Origin of the sequence: Vibrio sp. VPAP30 (assembly GCF_001188205.1) — a bacterium.
Classification (GTDB): Bacteria; Pseudomonadota; Gammaproteobacteria; order Enterobacterales; family Vibrionaceae; genus Vibrio; species Vibrio bivalvicida.
The window spans coordinates 343,309-359,638 of the sequence record NZ_LBLS01000013.1; the positions used below are offsets into that span (position 1 = coordinate 343,309).

18 protein-coding genes are annotated in these 16,330 nt (G+C 45.1%); 2 read left to right on the forward strand and 16 right to left on the reverse strand.

Going from position 1 to position 16,330, the window contains the following annotated elements; translation table 11 throughout:
• Nucleotides 1-63 precede the first annotated feature (63 nt).
• Nucleotides 64-864 carry a glucosamine-6-phosphate deaminase gene (gene nagB / locus ZX61_RS03430; RefSeq protein ID WP_049843304.1) on the forward strand — a complete coding sequence of 267 codons (801 nt, stop codon included), beginning with the start codon at nucleotides 64-66 and terminating at the stop codon, nucleotides 862-864.
• Between the two features lie 54 nt (nucleotides 865-918).
• Here the strand turns inward: nagB and ZX61_RS24295 are convergent, their stop codons facing one another.
• From ZX61_RS24295 to ZX61_RS03440, 3 genes are all read right to left on the reverse strand, one after another.
• Nucleotides 919-1,092 carry a hypothetical protein gene (locus ZX61_RS24295; protein ID WP_167350321.1) on the reverse strand — a complete coding sequence of 58 codons (174 nt, stop codon included), beginning with the start codon at nucleotides 1,090-1,092 and terminating at the stop codon, nucleotides 919-921.
• 82 nt (nucleotides 1,093-1,174) lie between these two features.
• The gene (locus ZX61_RS03435) at nucleotides 1,175-1,987 is read right to left on the reverse strand and encodes a PilZ domain-containing protein (RefSeq protein WP_049843305.1); all 813 of its coding nucleotides are present in this window, start codon (nucleotides 1,985-1,987) and stop codon (nucleotides 1,175-1,177) included.
• 212 nt (nucleotides 1,988-2,199) lie between these two features.
• On the reverse strand, nucleotides 2,200-2,919 hold the full coding sequence (locus ZX61_RS03440; protein ID WP_049843306.1) for an SDR family oxidoreductase: 720 nt from the start codon (nucleotides 2,917-2,919) through the stop codon (nucleotides 2,200-2,202).
• A 152-nt stretch (nucleotides 2,920-3,071) separates the two neighbouring features.
• Between ZX61_RS03440 and ZX61_RS03445 the strand changes: the two genes are divergently transcribed.
• Nucleotides 3,072-3,971 carry a LysR family transcriptional regulator gene (locus tag ZX61_RS03445; protein ID WP_049843307.1) on the forward strand — a complete coding sequence of 300 codons (900 nt, stop codon included), beginning with the start codon at nucleotides 3,072-3,074 and terminating at the stop codon, nucleotides 3,969-3,971.
• On the opposite strand, the gene ZX61_RS03450 is transcribed toward ZX61_RS03445, so the two are convergent.
• The 13 genes from ZX61_RS03450 to ZX61_RS03510 all read right to left on the reverse strand — a co-directional run bounded on the left by ZX61_RS03450 (nucleotide 3,968) and on the right by ZX61_RS03510 (nucleotide 16,317).
• A complete protein-coding gene (locus ZX61_RS03450) occupies nucleotides 3,968-5,404 on the reverse strand; it encodes a coniferyl aldehyde dehydrogenase (RefSeq protein ID WP_049843308.1) in 1,437 nt (478 codons plus the stop codon). The genes ZX61_RS03445 and ZX61_RS03450 overlap by 4 nt on opposite strands.
• Nucleotides 5,405-5,541: 137 nt before the next feature.
• Nucleotides 5,542-7,281: a protein-disulfide reductase DsbD gene (dsbD, locus tag ZX61_RS03455; RefSeq protein WP_049843309.1), complete on the reverse strand. Its 1,740-nt coding sequence runs from the start codon at nucleotides 7,279-7,281 to the stop codon at nucleotides 5,542-5,544.
• Nucleotides 7,278-8,162, reverse strand: a complete 885-nt coding sequence (locus ZX61_RS03460) for an FAD:protein FMN transferase (RefSeq protein WP_049843310.1) — start codon at nucleotides 8,160-8,162, stop codon at nucleotides 7,278-7,280. The genes dsbD and ZX61_RS03460 overlap by 4 nt, the downstream gene beginning before the upstream one ends.
• A complete protein-coding gene (locus ZX61_RS03465; protein WP_049843311.1) occupies nucleotides 8,152-9,375 on the reverse strand; it encodes a DUF3570 domain-containing protein in 1,224 nt (407 codons plus the stop codon). Before ZX61_RS03465 ends, ZX61_RS03460 begins: the two co-directional genes overlap by 11 nt.
• Before the next feature lie 16 nt (nucleotides 9,376-9,391).
• The gene (locus tag ZX61_RS03470) at nucleotides 9,392-9,868 is read right to left on the reverse strand and encodes a DUF4266 domain-containing protein (protein ID WP_049843312.1); all 477 of its coding nucleotides are present in this window, start codon (nucleotides 9,866-9,868) and stop codon (nucleotides 9,392-9,394) included.
• Entirely contained in the window at nucleotides 9,865-10,329 is a 465-nt protein-coding gene (locus ZX61_RS03475; protein ID WP_049843313.1) for a TlpA family protein disulfide reductase, read from the reverse strand. The genes ZX61_RS03470 and ZX61_RS03475 overlap by 4 nt, the downstream gene beginning before the upstream one ends.
• Before the next feature lie 29 nt (nucleotides 10,330-10,358).
• Complete coding sequence (locus ZX61_RS03480; RefSeq protein WP_049843314.1) at nucleotides 10,359-11,561, reverse strand: vWA domain-containing protein; 1,203 nt, start codon at nucleotides 11,559-11,561, stop codon at nucleotides 10,359-10,361.
• A complete protein-coding gene (gene tadF, locus ZX61_RS03485) occupies nucleotides 11,551-12,105 on the reverse strand; it encodes a tight adherence pilus pseudopilin TadF (protein WP_049843315.1) in 555 nt (184 codons plus the stop codon). Before tadF ends, ZX61_RS03480 begins: the two co-directional genes overlap by 11 nt.
• Complete coding sequence (locus ZX61_RS03490) at nucleotides 12,095-12,523, reverse strand: TadE/TadG family type IV pilus assembly protein (RefSeq protein WP_049843316.1); 429 nt, start codon at nucleotides 12,521-12,523, stop codon at nucleotides 12,095-12,097. Before ZX61_RS03490 ends, tadF begins: the two co-directional genes overlap by 11 nt.
• Nucleotides 12,520-13,260 carry a tetratricopeptide repeat protein gene (locus ZX61_RS03495; protein ID WP_049843317.1) on the reverse strand — a complete coding sequence of 247 codons (741 nt, stop codon included), beginning with the start codon at nucleotides 13,258-13,260 and terminating at the stop codon, nucleotides 12,520-12,522. The genes ZX61_RS03490 and ZX61_RS03495 overlap by 4 nt, the downstream gene beginning before the upstream one ends.
• Nucleotides 13,257-14,111, reverse strand: a complete 855-nt coding sequence (locus ZX61_RS03500) for a type II secretion system F family protein (protein WP_049843318.1) — start codon at nucleotides 14,109-14,111, stop codon at nucleotides 13,257-13,259. Before ZX61_RS03500 ends, ZX61_RS03495 begins: the two co-directional genes overlap by 4 nt.
• On the reverse strand, nucleotides 14,108-15,022 hold the full coding sequence (locus tag ZX61_RS03505) for a type II secretion system F family protein (protein WP_049843319.1): 915 nt from the start codon (nucleotides 15,020-15,022) through the stop codon (nucleotides 14,108-14,110). Before ZX61_RS03505 ends, ZX61_RS03500 begins: the two co-directional genes overlap by 4 nt.
• The gene (locus ZX61_RS03510; protein WP_235431291.1) at nucleotides 15,022-16,317 is read right to left on the reverse strand and encodes a CpaF family protein; all 1,296 of its coding nucleotides are present in this window, start codon (nucleotides 16,315-16,317) and stop codon (nucleotides 15,022-15,024) included. Before ZX61_RS03510 ends, ZX61_RS03505 begins: the two co-directional genes overlap by 1 nt.
• Between the last annotated feature and the right edge of the window lie 13 nt (nucleotides 16,318-16,330).

Below are 16,330 nucleotides of genomic sequence, written 5' to 3' on the forward strand. Positions count from 1 at the left end.
ACTTATTTTATAATGCGAATTAATGTTTCAGAGCATCATAAATTCCAATACTAGGGGCAAAACATGAGACTTATCCCGTTAAATCAAGCCGCGCAAGTAGGTAAGTGGGCAGCAGCACACATTGTTAAGCGTATCAACGACTTCAAGCCAACTGCAGAGCGTCCTTTTGTTCTGGGTCTACCAACTGGTGGTACACCTCTAGCGACTTACAAAGCGCTTATCGAAATGCACAAAGCTGGCGAAGTTAGCTTTAAACACGTAGTAACGTTTAATATGGATGAGTACATTGGTATCCCAGCAGATCACCCTGAATCGTACCGCTCATTCATGTACAACAACTTCTTCAAGCATATTGATATCCAAGAAGAGAACATCAACCTTCTTGATGGTAATGCGCAAGACAACGAAGCAGAGTGTAAGCGCTACGAAGACAAGATCAAATCTTATGGCAAGATCAACCTGTTTATGGGGGGGGTTGGTAACGATGGTCATATCGCGTTCAACGAACCTGCCTCTTCTCTGTCTTCACGTACTCGTATTAAGACATTAACGGAAGACACTCGTATCGCGAACTCTCGCTTCTTTGATGGCGATATTAACCAAGTACCCAAATACGCACTGACTATCGGTGTTGGTACTCTTCTTGATGCCGAAGAGATCATGATCCTAGTAACAGGTCACAATAAGGCACTTGCACTTGAAGCCGCGGTAGAAGGTAGTGTAAATCACTTATGGACGGTCTCTGCTCTGCAGCTACACCCTAAATCAGTGATTGTTTGTGACGAGCCATCAACTCAAGAACTCAAAGTAAAAACTGTAAAATACTTTACTGAACTTGAAGCAGAGAACATCAAAGGTTTCTAATTCCTTTACCAATATAGAAAAAATCCGAGCATGGCTCGGATTTTTTGTTTTAAGTTAGCTTTCGGGGATCTCTCCACGCTCTTTCTGTTCCGCATTTGCTACCCAATGCTCATTGGGGTCAAACGCCTCATCACAAAGATCGATTGAATAACCCATTTCTAATACTTCTTTAATGGTGAGATTATCCGCTACTTGTGTCACTTCACCACGTTCGTTACGTAATTCCATACCCGCAATCCTCTCAATATTATGATGCCTTCTTATTCAGTATAATAAAGAATTACCAGTCTATGTGGTGTTCAGTCATTAGTTATAGAGTGAATTTTTGCTGAATTGAGCAGAAATTCAAATTTTCAATTAAAGTGCTTACATAATCTAAGCTTGTATCTTCAAACTTAACACCATATTTCAAATAACAGCTTGTCTTGCTGACGTTTTTCACCACAGCTTGCAAAGTTTCATCAATTGCATCTTTCTCTTGGTCATCTGCGATTATTTTCAGCTCTACTAAAGACCCTACTTGATAGTTGCTATTGCCTCGTTCAATAACGATAAGACAACCATGCTGAGAGATGTCCCTTATCTGACAAGGAAAGTTTTGTTTCGATGGAGCCAAGTGACCATCTAGTCCAATCTCAAGACGAGCACTTTCACGCAGCCCCACCACAACTTGAGTCGCTTTGGGCAGAGTGACGAGCAATAAATCGTTCCCTCCACCAGACAGGACATATTCAATATTAGTTTTAAAATATACACGTGCACCCTCTCCCTTCGAAGAAATGACGCATGCTTTTATCGTATAGCCTCGATGCATAAACTGAGACTTCTCTTTAGGGGAAATTGCTGGCATTTCTAGCAATAAGACATTGTTTGAATGCAGTCCAATATACTTGGTCCTACATTTCAGAAGCTTACCTGTCGGAGTTGTGATAATACATGCGACTTCACACAGTGGCATCACATCATGAAATGCATCTTCTCCATAATGAATAGATTCGCAAGGCTCCTTGGCTTTTTCCTTACTCTCTTCATTGTACTCTTCTGACGAATTAATGTGTCCTTGAGGACTTTCAGATAGTTGCAACTCTTCACTATTTTTGTTTTCTCTCTCAGCTACGTCCACAACCAAATGCCCCTATGCAAATTGTCACTTATTTAAGTAATAGCCTGAAATCTACGTTTAGAAAACCCCTTCTTCAAACTAATATCCTTAGAATTTGGACTAAGTCTATTTTTGGCTATGAGCCAAGGCGGTTCATTCTCGCCTGAGCCATTGGATGACAAAAAGCTCTAGCTGGGGAGGCTAGAGCGTTTGTTGTCTTATTGAGTCTTAAACTATGGTTGCTGCTTAGTTGGCGCTAGAGCAATTTCACGAACACATACGTTTTGTGGTTGGTTGTAGGCAAACTCTACAGCACGAGCCACATCATCGGCTACCAGTACCCCTCCCATATCGACTTTCCAATCATCGTAACCATCTTTAATCTCTTGAGAAGTCGTATGCGATAGCAACTCAGTTTCCACAGCCCCTGGTGCAATGGTAGTAACCCGAACATTAGAAGCGGCAACTTCTTCTCGAACATTTTCAGAAATCGCATGAACTGCAAACTTAGTCCCGCAATAAGCGGCATGGCTGGGGAATGTTTTCTTACCCGCAATCGAGCTGATGTTAATAATTGTACCGCTACTGCGTGACATCATAGGTGCCAATACCGCTTGCATACCGTTCAAAAGGCCAATGACATTGACGTCAAACATGCGTTTCCATTCGTTAGCATCTTGAGTATCAATTTGACCAAGTAGCATCGCACCTGCGTTGTTAACCAAACCGTCAACTGGGCCAAACTTAGCTTCGGCTTTCGCAATTGCGCTTTCAAATGAAGCTTTGTCAGTCACATCAACTTTTTCACATACTGTGTTAGGCAGATCTAATGCTTCTAGTCGTTCGACACGACGCGCCAGTAGAAGTAAAGGATGACCTTCACTGCTCAAACGACGAGCAATAGCTTCACCTATACCTGAACTAGCGCCTGTAATTACAATTAGCTTTTTCATCTCAATATTTCCTCTGTGTTTGTTCAACAGCAGCCTGTTTTGCTGCGATGGAGGTATATTAAGCCAAACTATTTTGTTGATATATATCACCCTGGTTGAAACTCTGTTGCTATATTGCAACAATAAACAATCTGCAGTAACTGGACTTCATCATGCTCAATAACGTTAACCTTGCCGATATCCGTTCATTTGTGTTGATCGCCAAACTTGGCAACTTCACTAAAGCAGCTGAGGCGCTAGATGTGTCGCGCTCACACGTTTCACGCCAGATAAGCAATTTGGAAAAGCAGATGAAGGTGACTTTGCTTATTCGAACCACACGCAGCTTAAAGCTCACGGATGCTGGTAAAAGATTCTACCTACAATGTGAGAAAGCCCTAGCAGGTATTGATCAAGCTATATTAGCCGCCGTCGATGATGTGGAGGAAGTTCAAGGTGAAATTCGCGTCAACTGTGTTGGCGGCTATCTAGGCGAAGAGCTGATCGCACAAATCACTTGTGATTTTATGAGCCTGTATCCAGACACCCAAGTAAGCCTTGACTTTAGCAGCCATAGAGTCGACTTACTGGAAGAAGATTTTGACATCGCCTTTCGCATGGGACGTTTGGATGACTCTGGCTTTGTTGCTCGAAAATTAATGACTATAGAAATGGGTACGCTAGCGAGCCCACAATACCTAGACGTTCATGGCCAACCTTCGCACCCCAAAGAGCTTACTCTGCATCAATGCCTAACCGGTTCAGTCAAGCGTTGGGGTTTCGACCATAAAACCACCAAAGACAAGACTGAGATCGCCATTCATGGACATTTGCAATGCAAAAATGGACGTGTTTTGGTAAAAGGCGCGTTGAATCACCAAGGCATTATTCGAGTGCCTTCCTTGTATTGCCAGGAAGAGATGGAAGCCGGTAAACTCATTGAAGTATTCGATAAATGGACAATACCCAGTGTCGACTTTTCGGCCATCTATCATCGCGATAGATATCAGCCTAAACGACTAAAGGTCTTCATTGATTTTGTTAAACAGCAATTCGATACCTTGTCTGTTTAGCGTACAAACAAGCGCCCTAACACCTTAACAGCAAGTTTGCGATACTTAAGTAATAAGTAACTGCGAGGCATCCAAGTTGCGGAGTAGAGGACCGTTTTCGCTTTAGAGAAGGTTTGAAAGCCTTCTTTTCCATGATATTGACCAATACCAGACTCGCCGATTCCACCAAATGGCGCATCTTCTACAGCAACATGCAGCAGGGAATCATTGATTGCAATACCACCGCTGTGTGTCTGCTCGATAATTTGGCGCTGTAAAATCGGGTCATTTGACATCAAATATAATGCAAGTGGACGCGGACGAGCGTTAACATAAGCGAAGACTTCATTTAAGTGGCGATAGCCGATTACTGGTAATATAGGGCCAAAAATCTCTTCCTGCATTAGCAGCATTTTGTCACTAACCCCAGTCACTAACTGGGGAGCCATCTGTCTCGGCTCTAGCTCAAGGTAGTCGATGGTATGAATCGTCCCACCTAAGTTTTTCGCATCAAGAAGATACTGCTGCAATCTTTGATATTGAGATTGGTTGATAATTGAGGTTGATGACTTTAGCTGCCCTTCCTTTACATACAACTGATAGAAGCGCTCTAAGTAGCGCTCAATAAACTGAAGCTCTTTACCCTGAGGAACTAAAACATAATCTGGAGCCACGCAGATTTGTCCTGCATTAATCGACTTACCTAATAGAATTGAATCGACCGCTTTGGCGATATCTGCATCATTGGCGACAATCGCGGGAGACTTGCCGCCAAGCTCCAGTGTGGTTGGGGTTAAATTTTTGGCCGCCGCTGAGGCAACTAACTTGCCAACCTTAGTGGATCCGGTAAACAGTAAATGATCGAATGGCAACGAAGCAAAGAATTTAGCAATTTCTGCTCCCCCTTCAACGGGATAGACAAACTCGCGAATTTCAGCAAAGATTTCACTCAATACCTGATTGGTTTTTGGTGTAAACTCGCTGAGTTTGACCATCACTCGGTTACCCGCAGCCAATGCCGTTACAATAGGCGCAATGCTTAACACTATAGGGAAATTCCACGGCACCATAACACCAACCACGCCTAAAGGCTGGTACTCAACATAAACCTTGGAAGGGAACAACATTAACCCTGCATCTCTTTTGCTGGGTTTCAACCATTTTCTGAGATGCCTGATGGTGTAGTTTATGTGGCTAACAGCGGGTAACAAGTCACAAATCAAACTGTCAAAATCGCTACGATACCCGTAATCTTGGCAAAGCGCTTTCACCAACTGTGGCTTGCGTTCGATCAGCTCATATTTCAGTGCATTCAAAACTTCTAAGCGTTGCTCCAATTCTGCATAAGGCGCTGTGCAATATTTAGCCTTTACCTCAGAAAACAAGTACTTAAGATCTTGCTCTGTTCTGATGTGTTCCTTCTGCCAGCGATTAAGATCTACCACTTTTTCCATACTCATAGCCAACAAGTTTGATCATCAATCCTTGGTTAAGGTTAGCCACTTTCTCCAACAAAGTCGCGCTATCGATACTGAATAATTTAATTCATAGTGCAAAAAAGCAGCATAAATGCTGCTTTGTTATTGAGATCTTAAAGGCTAGGAAACTGCTGCAGAAACTTAGTGAGATCTACTCCACCTGCTATTCGGTGCTCTGCTAACTCTGTGCCCTGGGGGGAATAGAAAAAGATCGCCGGAGGCCCAAATACCCCTCGCTCTGCCAACCATGCCATTTGCTCAGGTGTGCTTTCTGTAACATCTAGCTTGATCGCTTGCCACTTTTCCAGTTTCTGTTGAACGTCAGAATCGTTAAACACTTCCTTCTCTATGGCTTTACACGACACGCACCAGTCTGCGTATAAATCAACAACCACTGGCTGCTGATTAGACTTCGCAGAAGCTAACGCTAGGTTAAGCTGTTCTATCGTCGTTACTTTATTAAAAACGGTCTGAGTATTGGATTGGTTGATAGGGCGATTTACTTGATCTAACGCTAGCGGGTTTAATGGGTCATCGTTACCGATTAGGTAACCGACAAACAGCACTAAACCATAAAACAGTGAGAGAAATGCTACACATTTTCGAGTTCTCGCCCACCCCGCTTCTGCGGCATCTAAAGCACCAAAGTGAATGCCTGTACCTATCGCTAACATTGACCACATAAGGACTGTGGCCCAAGCAGGTATAAATCGACTTAACAGCACAATGGCAACACCTAACAGAAGCACACCAAACAGTTGTTTGACTGCTATCATCCAAGGGCCACTCTTAGGCATGAGTTTCCCACCACTGGCACCAATGATGATAAGCGGTATTCCCATACCTAAAGCCATAACAAATAGAGTGAAGCCACCAAAGAGCCAATCTTGAGTGGTAGACACATAAAGTAACGCCCCTGCCAAAGGCGCACTCACGCATGGCGAGACCACCAACGCGGAAATCACCCCCATCCCAAATACGCTCAAAACACGGCCACCACCTAGCTTATCTGATCGCGTATTAAGTTTGTTTTGCAGCGAAGAAGGCAGTTGTAACTCATAGAAGCCAAACATCGCCAATGCTAGCAGTACAAACACCCCTGCAAACAAAGTCAGTAACCAAGGTTGTTGCATCGCGGCTTGCAAATTAACCCCTTTAGCAACTGTTGTTACCAAAATACCAGTCAGCGCATAGCTTGTTGCCATCCCTAACACATACGATGATGAAAGCAGCAAACCTTTACGCCCAGTCATTTGAGAGTCGCCACCAATGATACTCGAAAGTATAGGAACCATAGGTAATACGCATGGGGTCAATGAAAGGCCTAAACCTAGCAAGAAGAAAACAATCAATGCTTGCGCTCTAGAAGCACTGTCGAGGAAGCTAGAAAGTCCCTTAGTATCATCAGCTAAACGCGTTACTCTCTGCCAAACCGATGCCGAACTATCTTGAGCACGATTCGGCAAAGCTATCGCGATCGTTTGTGGTAGGTAGCAAAGCCCTTTATTTGCACAACCTTGGTATCGGACTTTAACCTCTCCTACCCCATGATAGGGCAAAGTAATCGTAACAGGCTTGTCGAACACATTGACCTGACCAAAATATTTATCTGTCTTGGTTTTGCCACTCCAAGAAAACTCAGGCTCAGATAGAGTGATACCATCAGCCGACGTAAACTTAAAACGTGACTGATACAGGTAATAGTCTGGATGAACAGCAAAATGCAATTGCAGCCCAGAATCCCCTACTGACCATTGATAAGGAAAAGCCTGCTCGACTGGCAGAAACGTCTCTTCATCTGCAAATGAAGAAAAAGAAAACAATATAGCTAATGCAACGAGAAATCGTTTCATCGGGTCAAAAACTCCGTGTCCTGATGAATTTGAAGTTGATCATCAATAAAAATAACGCCTGCCCCTTCTGGGACAGCTAATAGAGGCTCAATGGTTAGCGCTGTACTAATCGCCCCCGCTTCTAACGCCGTTGGCGCCACTACTGTCACCGAAAGCACTTTAGGGTGCGTTCCTTGATGAGCCAGAATGTGTGATGTAGTCTGATCTACAAACTCAATTTTGCGTTCATAGTGAGCAGAAGTCGTTAGCGCTGCATCGACCAACGGCAGAGAGAAATAGGCCTCAGACGGGTTAGCCGGATTGAGCACAGCGACATTGAAGGACTGAGATTGAGGCTTAGTCCCTAATGTGCGGATATCTCCTCCAAAATTAATTAGCGCAGCCGACACACCGAAGCTATCTGCAATATTAATCGCCTGATCGATAGCAAATTCTTTGATCACGCCGCCAAAATCAAATCGAGTGTCGCGATGAGCAATGTCTAACGTCTTACCACTCAACTCCCAAGACTCAACCCCCATCGCAGGCTTAGCCTTTAGATAGATAGCGTCACGTCCAAGAGAGGCATTGCTGGCAAGTAACGTCTTTACCGTTCCGACCGTTGGGTCAAATACCCCTTGAGTTCCATCGACGATATTGCGTAATGCCTCAAACACCATCAACGACTCGTCATCTAATTCAACCGAGCTACCCTGACGATTGTTAACCTGCTGACTAAGCCATGACTGGTCAGAATAGAAATTGTACTTCTGCTCTAATCGGCGTGTATTGTGTTCAATCATCAGCGCTATTTGGCTTGCGTCTTGCGAACCAAACAATTGCACTTCACACGGCACTGTCATGGCCCGAAATTTGTGGATGAATGGGGAGCTAGAAGGCATAGCTTGCTCCTATCGCCCACCATTTGGCTTTAAAGCCGTTTGATTGCTCATAGTAAGCCCCAAGCAGGTTGACACTTAGCCCTTTGTAAATCTTAAAACTACCTCCGAGTTCATAAGCGTTAGCGGTATAGTCACCTAAACGTAAATCGGAGGTTGCGTATCCAGTTGCAGCAAAGGTTTTGTCTGCGCTATTTGGATCGCGGAAGAAATCTGCTCCATCTTGGGTATACCAAAAGTAACCCGGCGCGAGAGTAAACCAATTGGTTAGTTTCCAAGAGAGTTTTCCGCCAACTTGGTGAGACTGAACGCCCCAGTCATCTTGGAACCACTTGTAACGAGGGCGGATGGTTATCGAGTCTGTTAGCGCCCAAAACGCCTGAATATTCACACCACCAGATAAACGTTGGTCTGGACGAGAGTCTTGACCCAGAAATACTTCGTCCGAACCGATTTGGCCGTCATCATTAATGTCGACTTCACGTAACACGGTCAGGTAGTGGTTGCTGAGATAACCTTGACGATAACCAGCGTAGCCAGTGAACACCATGTAGTAACTCGGACTAAACACTTGAGAAAGTCCGGCTTCGACACTGCCAGTAAAGATATTCTCCCAATCTTGGGCATTGGTATTGTTTGCAAATTTCTGAAACGCCAGAGTTTTATCAAACAGCATTGACACCCCTACGCTGTATGAACGGTTTTTCTGCGAGTCGGCAAATATCAATGCTTTGCCGTTTACACCAAGGCTTTCGTAATCTTCTTCTCGGGAAAAGTTTTGCCCAATAGTCCACTCATTACGCAGTTCATCTCGGTAAGTTACGCTTGCCGCTATTGACTTACGAGTGTCTTCAAGCTCATATTTCTGAACCTGGTAGCCACTTGCATGGGGATCATATCCTCTGCGGATCACTTCATCTGTTTTTCCTTGAGCACTTTTAGTCGCTTGAGCTCGATTAGCGGCATCACTTGGACCACTGACTGGCGTCGTTGGCCCCCATGACGGAGAGGCACCAGAGACACTGTCGTAACCGATTTCTGCATTTATCGTCCAATCTAGGCCAATACTTTTCTCAAAAGAGATAACGTGATCACCGGCTTTAACTCGACCGTCGTATTCTTCATAGTTGAGGTAGTGCTGTGAAATATGGTCTTCTGCCAAAGCAGGATTTGCCACTGCTGCTGCACCAAGCAGCGTTAAAGGTATTTTTTTCATTTTGTTTTAATTTTAATTAGTTACAACCACAACCGCCGCCACCGACGCCGCTACCACCTACCGAACCTTGCTTGTAGGCAAATACTTTTTCCGAAAACAAGTCAAACTCTGGCACTGGGCCGCCTGGCTTCATCTCTTTTTGCGCCAACGTGCCTTTTTCCCACGACTTAACGGGTTTAATGCCAAGTGCCTTGTCAACAAATTCAAATGCAGACTTGTTCTCCTTTACAGATTTGGGCTGTTTCAACTGCAATTGAGCTGTGGTGGGACGGACAAGCTCAACATTGCGGCGGATACCGATATCCGTCTCACCACTGGTATAGACTTGAGTCGAAATCACCTCTTCTTCAATCGATTCTGTTTGCGTATCAAGTTGTTGCTCTTGAGGTTTATTCTTACCTAATCTACTGAGATCAAGTTTAGGAGCAGCCTGTACGGCCAGCGGTTGAAGAGCAACCAGAGCCGCAACCAAACCAAAAACAGACCGACTCATAACTGAACTCCCATTTCGGCGAGATCGTCAGTAATAACTTGGCTAATGTTGTTAATGGCTCCAAAGCGAACTTTAAGCACTTGTCCTTGGTAGATGTAATAAAGTGCTGGCATACCAATCGGCTTAAACTCGCCAATTAGAGACTGTTCTGGGTCATTCACAACTGGAAAATCGAGTCCAAGGGCCTTTTGAAAAGCCAAACCAACTTCGACTTCTTCATCAACATCAACACCAACCACGGTGACACCCGTTCCTTTTAGTTCGCCATATAGCTCGTTGACTTCGGGTAGTTCATGACGACATGACACACACCACTCAGCAAAAAAGTCGACGATAGTGAGTTGCTCAGCATCAAGACCTAAATGCTGGGCAGCTGAATCGGTAAGTACGTCACCTTCTTGGAAGGCCATGGCCGGTATCGTCCAAATGAGAGCCACTAATACGATTATTCGATTAATCATTTTTTCTCCATAACTTATTGTTTTAATGTTTATTTATTTCCAAAATTGAGTACGGTCTCGTATTCAAGCTTTAGAATCTGTTCAAAGTACTCATTGAGTTTTTCGGTACTGTTGGCTTGATAAACATTGCCCGCGTTACCTAAACCACTTTGAGCACAACGTCTAAATTGCTCGAGACGAGAGGCTTGTACGTTGAAGCCAATGAAATTCAACTGGATACCAAATGTGTTTGACGCTTGATCACATAGGCCAGCACTGATGAGTTGGTCCAAAGTGTCATTTGAGTCAGCACCGTCCGTCATCAGTACCAGCTTTCGGGTTGGGCTTGCAGACGAGCGAGAGGTAACACCCCAGTCTTTCTGCCAATTAGGCGTTAACTGCCTAATTCCCCATATCAAACCTTGATACGAGGCCGTTCCCCCAGTCACAGCCAACCTATCAATATGATTTGCCACGACATCTAGATCTGATGTCAGCGGTAATAATGGGGAAGTCGCGCTACAATCCGCTAACCATTGATCTGGCGCTTTGAAGTCAACACTCACTTTATCGTGGGGGACATCAAGGTTTGATACCGTTTCGCTCACTGAAACGTTTCCTCCTTGCTTCGTCAAACCATCTACACAAAACACTCCTGCTTGCAGTAACCAAGGTGCGTTGGTAACTGAAACTCCATCAGAAAATGGCACAACAGAGAGTTTGATATGATCTCGGCTGTTGGCTTGTGCTTGCTGGCTTTTTAATGAAGTAAGCGCGTTATTTAGTATCTGCTTCAAGGCAGTAATTGAGCTCGACATAGAGCCAGAAATATCAAGTACTACGACCAATTCGGTTGGAGATGAGGAGACACTAGGCTCTACCCTAACCAGTTCACTTGAGTTCGCACTCGCGACAAAAGAAGTGTCAGATAAAGTTAAAGAGGTGAAGATTGAGTTTAGGCGATAGCCCATCTTAACCTTGCAGCCTGACGACATGTCTGGCTCAGAAGTCACTCCAACCACTTTTGGGCGATAGAAATCCAAATAGTGTCGATTCATATTTTTGTCCACTGACCCCGCAAAAGCACAGGCCAAACTCGCCGCATCTACAGCTTGCGTTGCACGGTTAGATAACTGAACTTGGTAACCGATAACAATAGTCGCAGCCGCAGCCACCACCATAGGAATCAGCAGAGCTAAGTAACTTAAAGACACCGAACCTTTCTGGCGCAGTTTTATTGGGTTATTTAGCATAGTACCTCCCAATCATGACTGCATTGCTCGATAGTTCGTTAGGTAAAACCAGACCATCAATCGCAAAACGCGAGTCTGGATTAAACGGCTCTAAAACGCATAAGTGCAGTTCTATCAACGTTGCTTCTCGCCCGTAGAAGGCACTGGAAACTTGCTGATTAACCGGAACCAAGCTCTTTGGCTTCACTTTTGACGTTGACTTCTGGCATTGAGCTCCCGCGCTTACTGAGTAGATCGGTGTATTGGAGGCCTCTCCATAGATATCTAATACAACACCAACCTTTTGGCGTTCAAAGCCTGCTGGTAGCATCCTAGTTGCAACTTCCAGCAAATTTTCAGCACTATATTGAATGCTGTCTGGAGTCCCTTTAAGGGTTCTGGAAACGGAGTCCGCTACCATAAAAGCACTGCTGTCCATGCGAGTTTGAACGTACATCAAGCGATAGATGGAGACTAAACCAAACACGATGACCATAATGCCAAGCACTACAAAGGGAAACTCGACAACCGTTGCACCTTGCTGTGATTTGATTTTAGCGGTCATAGCTCACCACAACCGTTCGCTTCAAAGTCATCACTTCTGAAAAGGCTTCATTCAATCGCGGAACTACTAGGAAGGCGAATCGATATGAGACGCTGTATTCCCCCAAAATAGCTTGTGATGATGACACTGAAGTTTTCTGTGCCAGCTGAGCGAAGGTCTTTGCGTAGCGAGGTTGACTAACTTCAATATCCTCAGAGCGTAAAAGAGGAAACTCCGCAATGCGAGCTGCAAACTTTTGGTCCGCCGTGTACGAAGGGCTTAGCACTCTCACTTCACGCATCGCGCTGTTTACCGCAGACTCAAAGATCATATTGATCCACAAGAATCGGGTTAACTCGAAAATCGCCAATATTAATAGCACAAAAGGCAGCGCTATCATGGCGAATTCAAGAGTTTGGCTGCCTTGTTGACGCTTCATTGAGATACACCACCAAACTTATTCGCCACTCTCTGATAAAAACGAGCATTATTTTCTAGTTCTACTTGTGATAGGTCTTGCTGAGCGACCACTTTCGCCGCCTCGGCATCTCCACTCATCGCATAAGACAATGCCAAGTTAAGCCGTAATTTACTGCTAGCCTCTCCCCTTTGATAAATGGGATACAGAATCCGAATACTCTGTTGAGGGTTGCCATCTAACATCCATGCCAATGCCAGATTGTTTCTGTATTCAAGACTATCTGGCTTTAGAGCCAGTGCGTCGGAGAAAGCTTTTCTTGCCAACCCGTATTGATGATTAAGGGAATGAGTGACCCCAAGACTGTTTAAGGCGACGTCATCTTTAGCATCACCCTCTACCGACTTTTCAAGTGAAGATTGAGCTTGTACCAAGTTACCGAGAGCCAAATGCGCGCGGCCAATTTCCCTTTTAAATTGATACGAAGGCGCGAGCTGATTCCCCTTATTAAGATAGTGCAATGCTTCATCAAAACGAGCGGATTGATTACACGCGGAACCGGCAAGAAACAGCAGCTCACTATTATTTGGACTGATAACCAAGCGCTGTTTATAAATTGTCAGAGCATTATCTGCATGCCCATTTAACAAGGCTGTGTTGGCTAGTTTCAGATCTTCCTGCTCACTATTGGTTTCTGGTGCAGACTGGCAACCCACTAGCAAGCCGCAAAGTGCGATGGGAACAAGAGTTTTGATCATAATTGCCCCAATGTGTCGAATAGGCTTAAGACGATTGGCGCTACGATAATGACCACAACGGGTAACATGATGAACACGACCAATGGAAAAGACATTTTGGATGGGATCTTACCGACCCATTCTTCTAGTTCTAGCAAATGATACTGACGACCATCAGAGGCAATAAGCTTGAGCGCCTCTGACATTGGAGTACCAAATTTAAGTGCTTGCGACATGGTAACCACCATGTTGTTCACTTCAGGTAGAGACAAGCGCTGATCGAGGTTATCTAGAGCTTGATATGGGGAATCAAGTACTGACATTTCAGTTGCAGTGAGTAACCATTCCCGCGATAGCGCCCTTGAGATAGCCTCCATCTCACCGCCAACGGTTCTGAAAGTTTCCTCTAGTGGCAAACCAGAATTCACACACACCACCATCAAATCCAAGGCGTCTGGTGTAATTCTTGCTATCTCTTGACGAACGATTGCCACCCGCCAGTCGAGGATTTTATCGACCGCAATACCAACCGAAATTGCGATTGCAATGCCCTGCGCAAAACCTGCCGCATTCATCTCTAGCTGCTGCGCAACCATCCACACGGAGCCACCTATGACCATGAGCGTTAAGCGCAACAGCATAAAGACCGTCTCAGCATAACTGGCTGAATAGCCGATCATTGCAAGCTTTTTCCCGCGTTTAGGGTTCGTTGCCCATCTCCATCTATTACCTGAATGGCTTGGAGTGGAAACTGATGTAGCGACTTTGTTCAGCCTATGCTTCACAGCATCTCTCTGCGATGCATAGAAATAGCTTGAAACGGCTCCGATGACTCCCATAAGCACCAAGCCAATCCCCAACATGGGTATCATGAAAACCTCCGGTTCTTAGTCAGCGCTTGGAGGAGTGCAGCTCCGATTAAAATACTGATGCCGCAATAAATCAGAACCGCTTGTCCGCTTTCTGTATCAATCAATAGCGAGAACAAAGATGGATCCATCCAGGCAACAACTCCAAGTAAAGCAAACGGAAGAATCGACAAGAAGCGAGCCGTCATACGAGGCTCTGAAGTCAAACTTTTTACTTTTTTCTGCATGGCTCGATTATCGTGCAAGGTGCGGCTTAAGCTATGCAGGATATCTCGCAGTTGACCACCATTACTTTGGTTGAGAATCAAAGCCACCGAAAAATAGCGAAATGCTTTATATGGAAGACGTGCACACGCCTCGTCAAGTGTACTGCGCAGGCTACGCCCCAAAGAAAGTTGATCTTGAATTAGAAGAAATTCACGGCCAAGTAATCCTGACTGAGACTGCGCAACTTGTTCAATCGCTTGAGGGACAGACAGTCCCGCGGAAACTGCACGACTGATTAGGCCAAGTACTTGCGTTATGTCGCGCTCAAACTCTTCTGACTGTTGACGCTTACGAGCAATGTACAGAGCGCAACACACCAGCAATCCAGTGGTAAGACCGCTGCTTATCCGCCAAAGCCAAGCGATCTCTGTAACAAAATAAAAGCTCAAGCATGGTAAAGCGAACATACCAAGAGTAAGTGCGAATTTATCGCTACGGGAAAACAATGCATCCAAACGGGCAAACAAACTTCTCACAATGCCATTCGACGTTGCTTTCTTCACGATCGACAGTTCACCGCCATGCCTTGGGGATAATGCCACCGAATCGACCCGCTGCTTAACCACCTTCTTGGCCGAGTGTTGACGCAACAAGTACAAGAACGCTAACAGAAAGAAAACGACAGCAAAAACTAAAACCAGAATCATTAATCCAGCTCCATAGCACTACGAAGTTGTGGCTCCAACTGGTAATAGCCTGCTTTGTCGGCAAACCCTGGCAAGGTTTTAGCACTTTGAAAGTGACCAAACAGGTTACCTTGAACATCTTCACCTTGTGAAACATAGCGATAAAGGTCTTGGGTAACGTACTGCTCACCTTCCAGCCCAAGAATTTCAGTAATGGCGACCACGCGACGTTTACCATCACGCATTCGCTCCACTTGGACAACGATGTCGATCGTATCCGCTACCTGTCGACGCAATGCGAATAGGGGAAGACTAGACTGCGCCATCATCAGCATGTTTTCGATTCGAACCAGAGCATCCGTTGGTGAGTTAGCATGCAAGGTAGACAAAGAACCATCGTGACCAGTGTTCATTGCTTGCATCATTTCGAACGCTTCATCACCGCGGACCTCACCTAAAATGATTCGATCAGGTCGCATACGCAGCGCATTTTTCACTAATTCCCTCTGGCCTATAGCCGGCAAACCCTCTGCATTGGCAGGGCGAGTTTCTGCGCGGACAACATGCGGTTGCTGCAATTTAAGCTCTGCCGCATCCTCAATTGTGACAATGCGTTCATTGGGCGAGATACTAAAAGAGAGAGCATTGAGCAAGGTGGTTTTACCAGCACCAGTTCCTCCAGCGACTAGCACGTTCAAGCGGCTACGAACAACAACATCAAGCAACTTAACCATTCCTTGCGACATCGCGCCGTTTTCTGCCAATTGATTCAATGACATTTTGTCTTGGCTAAACTTACGGATCGAAATGTAGGTACCATCAAGTGCCAAAGGAGGTATCATGACGTTGACACGGCTACCGTCTTCCAAGCGAGCATCAACCAATGGTGACGTTTCATCAATTCTACGGCCAATTTTTCCCACTATACGTCGAGCTAAATTGAGCAGTTGTTCTTCGCTACGAAATACCACGTTAGTTTTTTGTAGTTTGCCTAACTTCTCTACATACACTTCACGATAACCATTGACCATAATATCGGTAACGATAGGGTCATCAATTAAAGGTTGTAGCGGTCCTAGACCGCGCAACTCATCAACAAGCTGTTTCACTACCAGAGAAACATCTCGATGCCCTAGTGGTAGCTGATCCGTAGCAACAATCTCGTTCACGAGCATATGGATTCTGCCTTCAAGCTCCTTAGCTGAAAGTTTGACAACCACACTCGCTTCAATAGCATTGACGACCTGAGCATGAATGCTCTGATAATGCTCTCGCACGGGATCCGTTGCGTTTTCTTGCACCACACTACTCAGCATATGAATCGAAGGT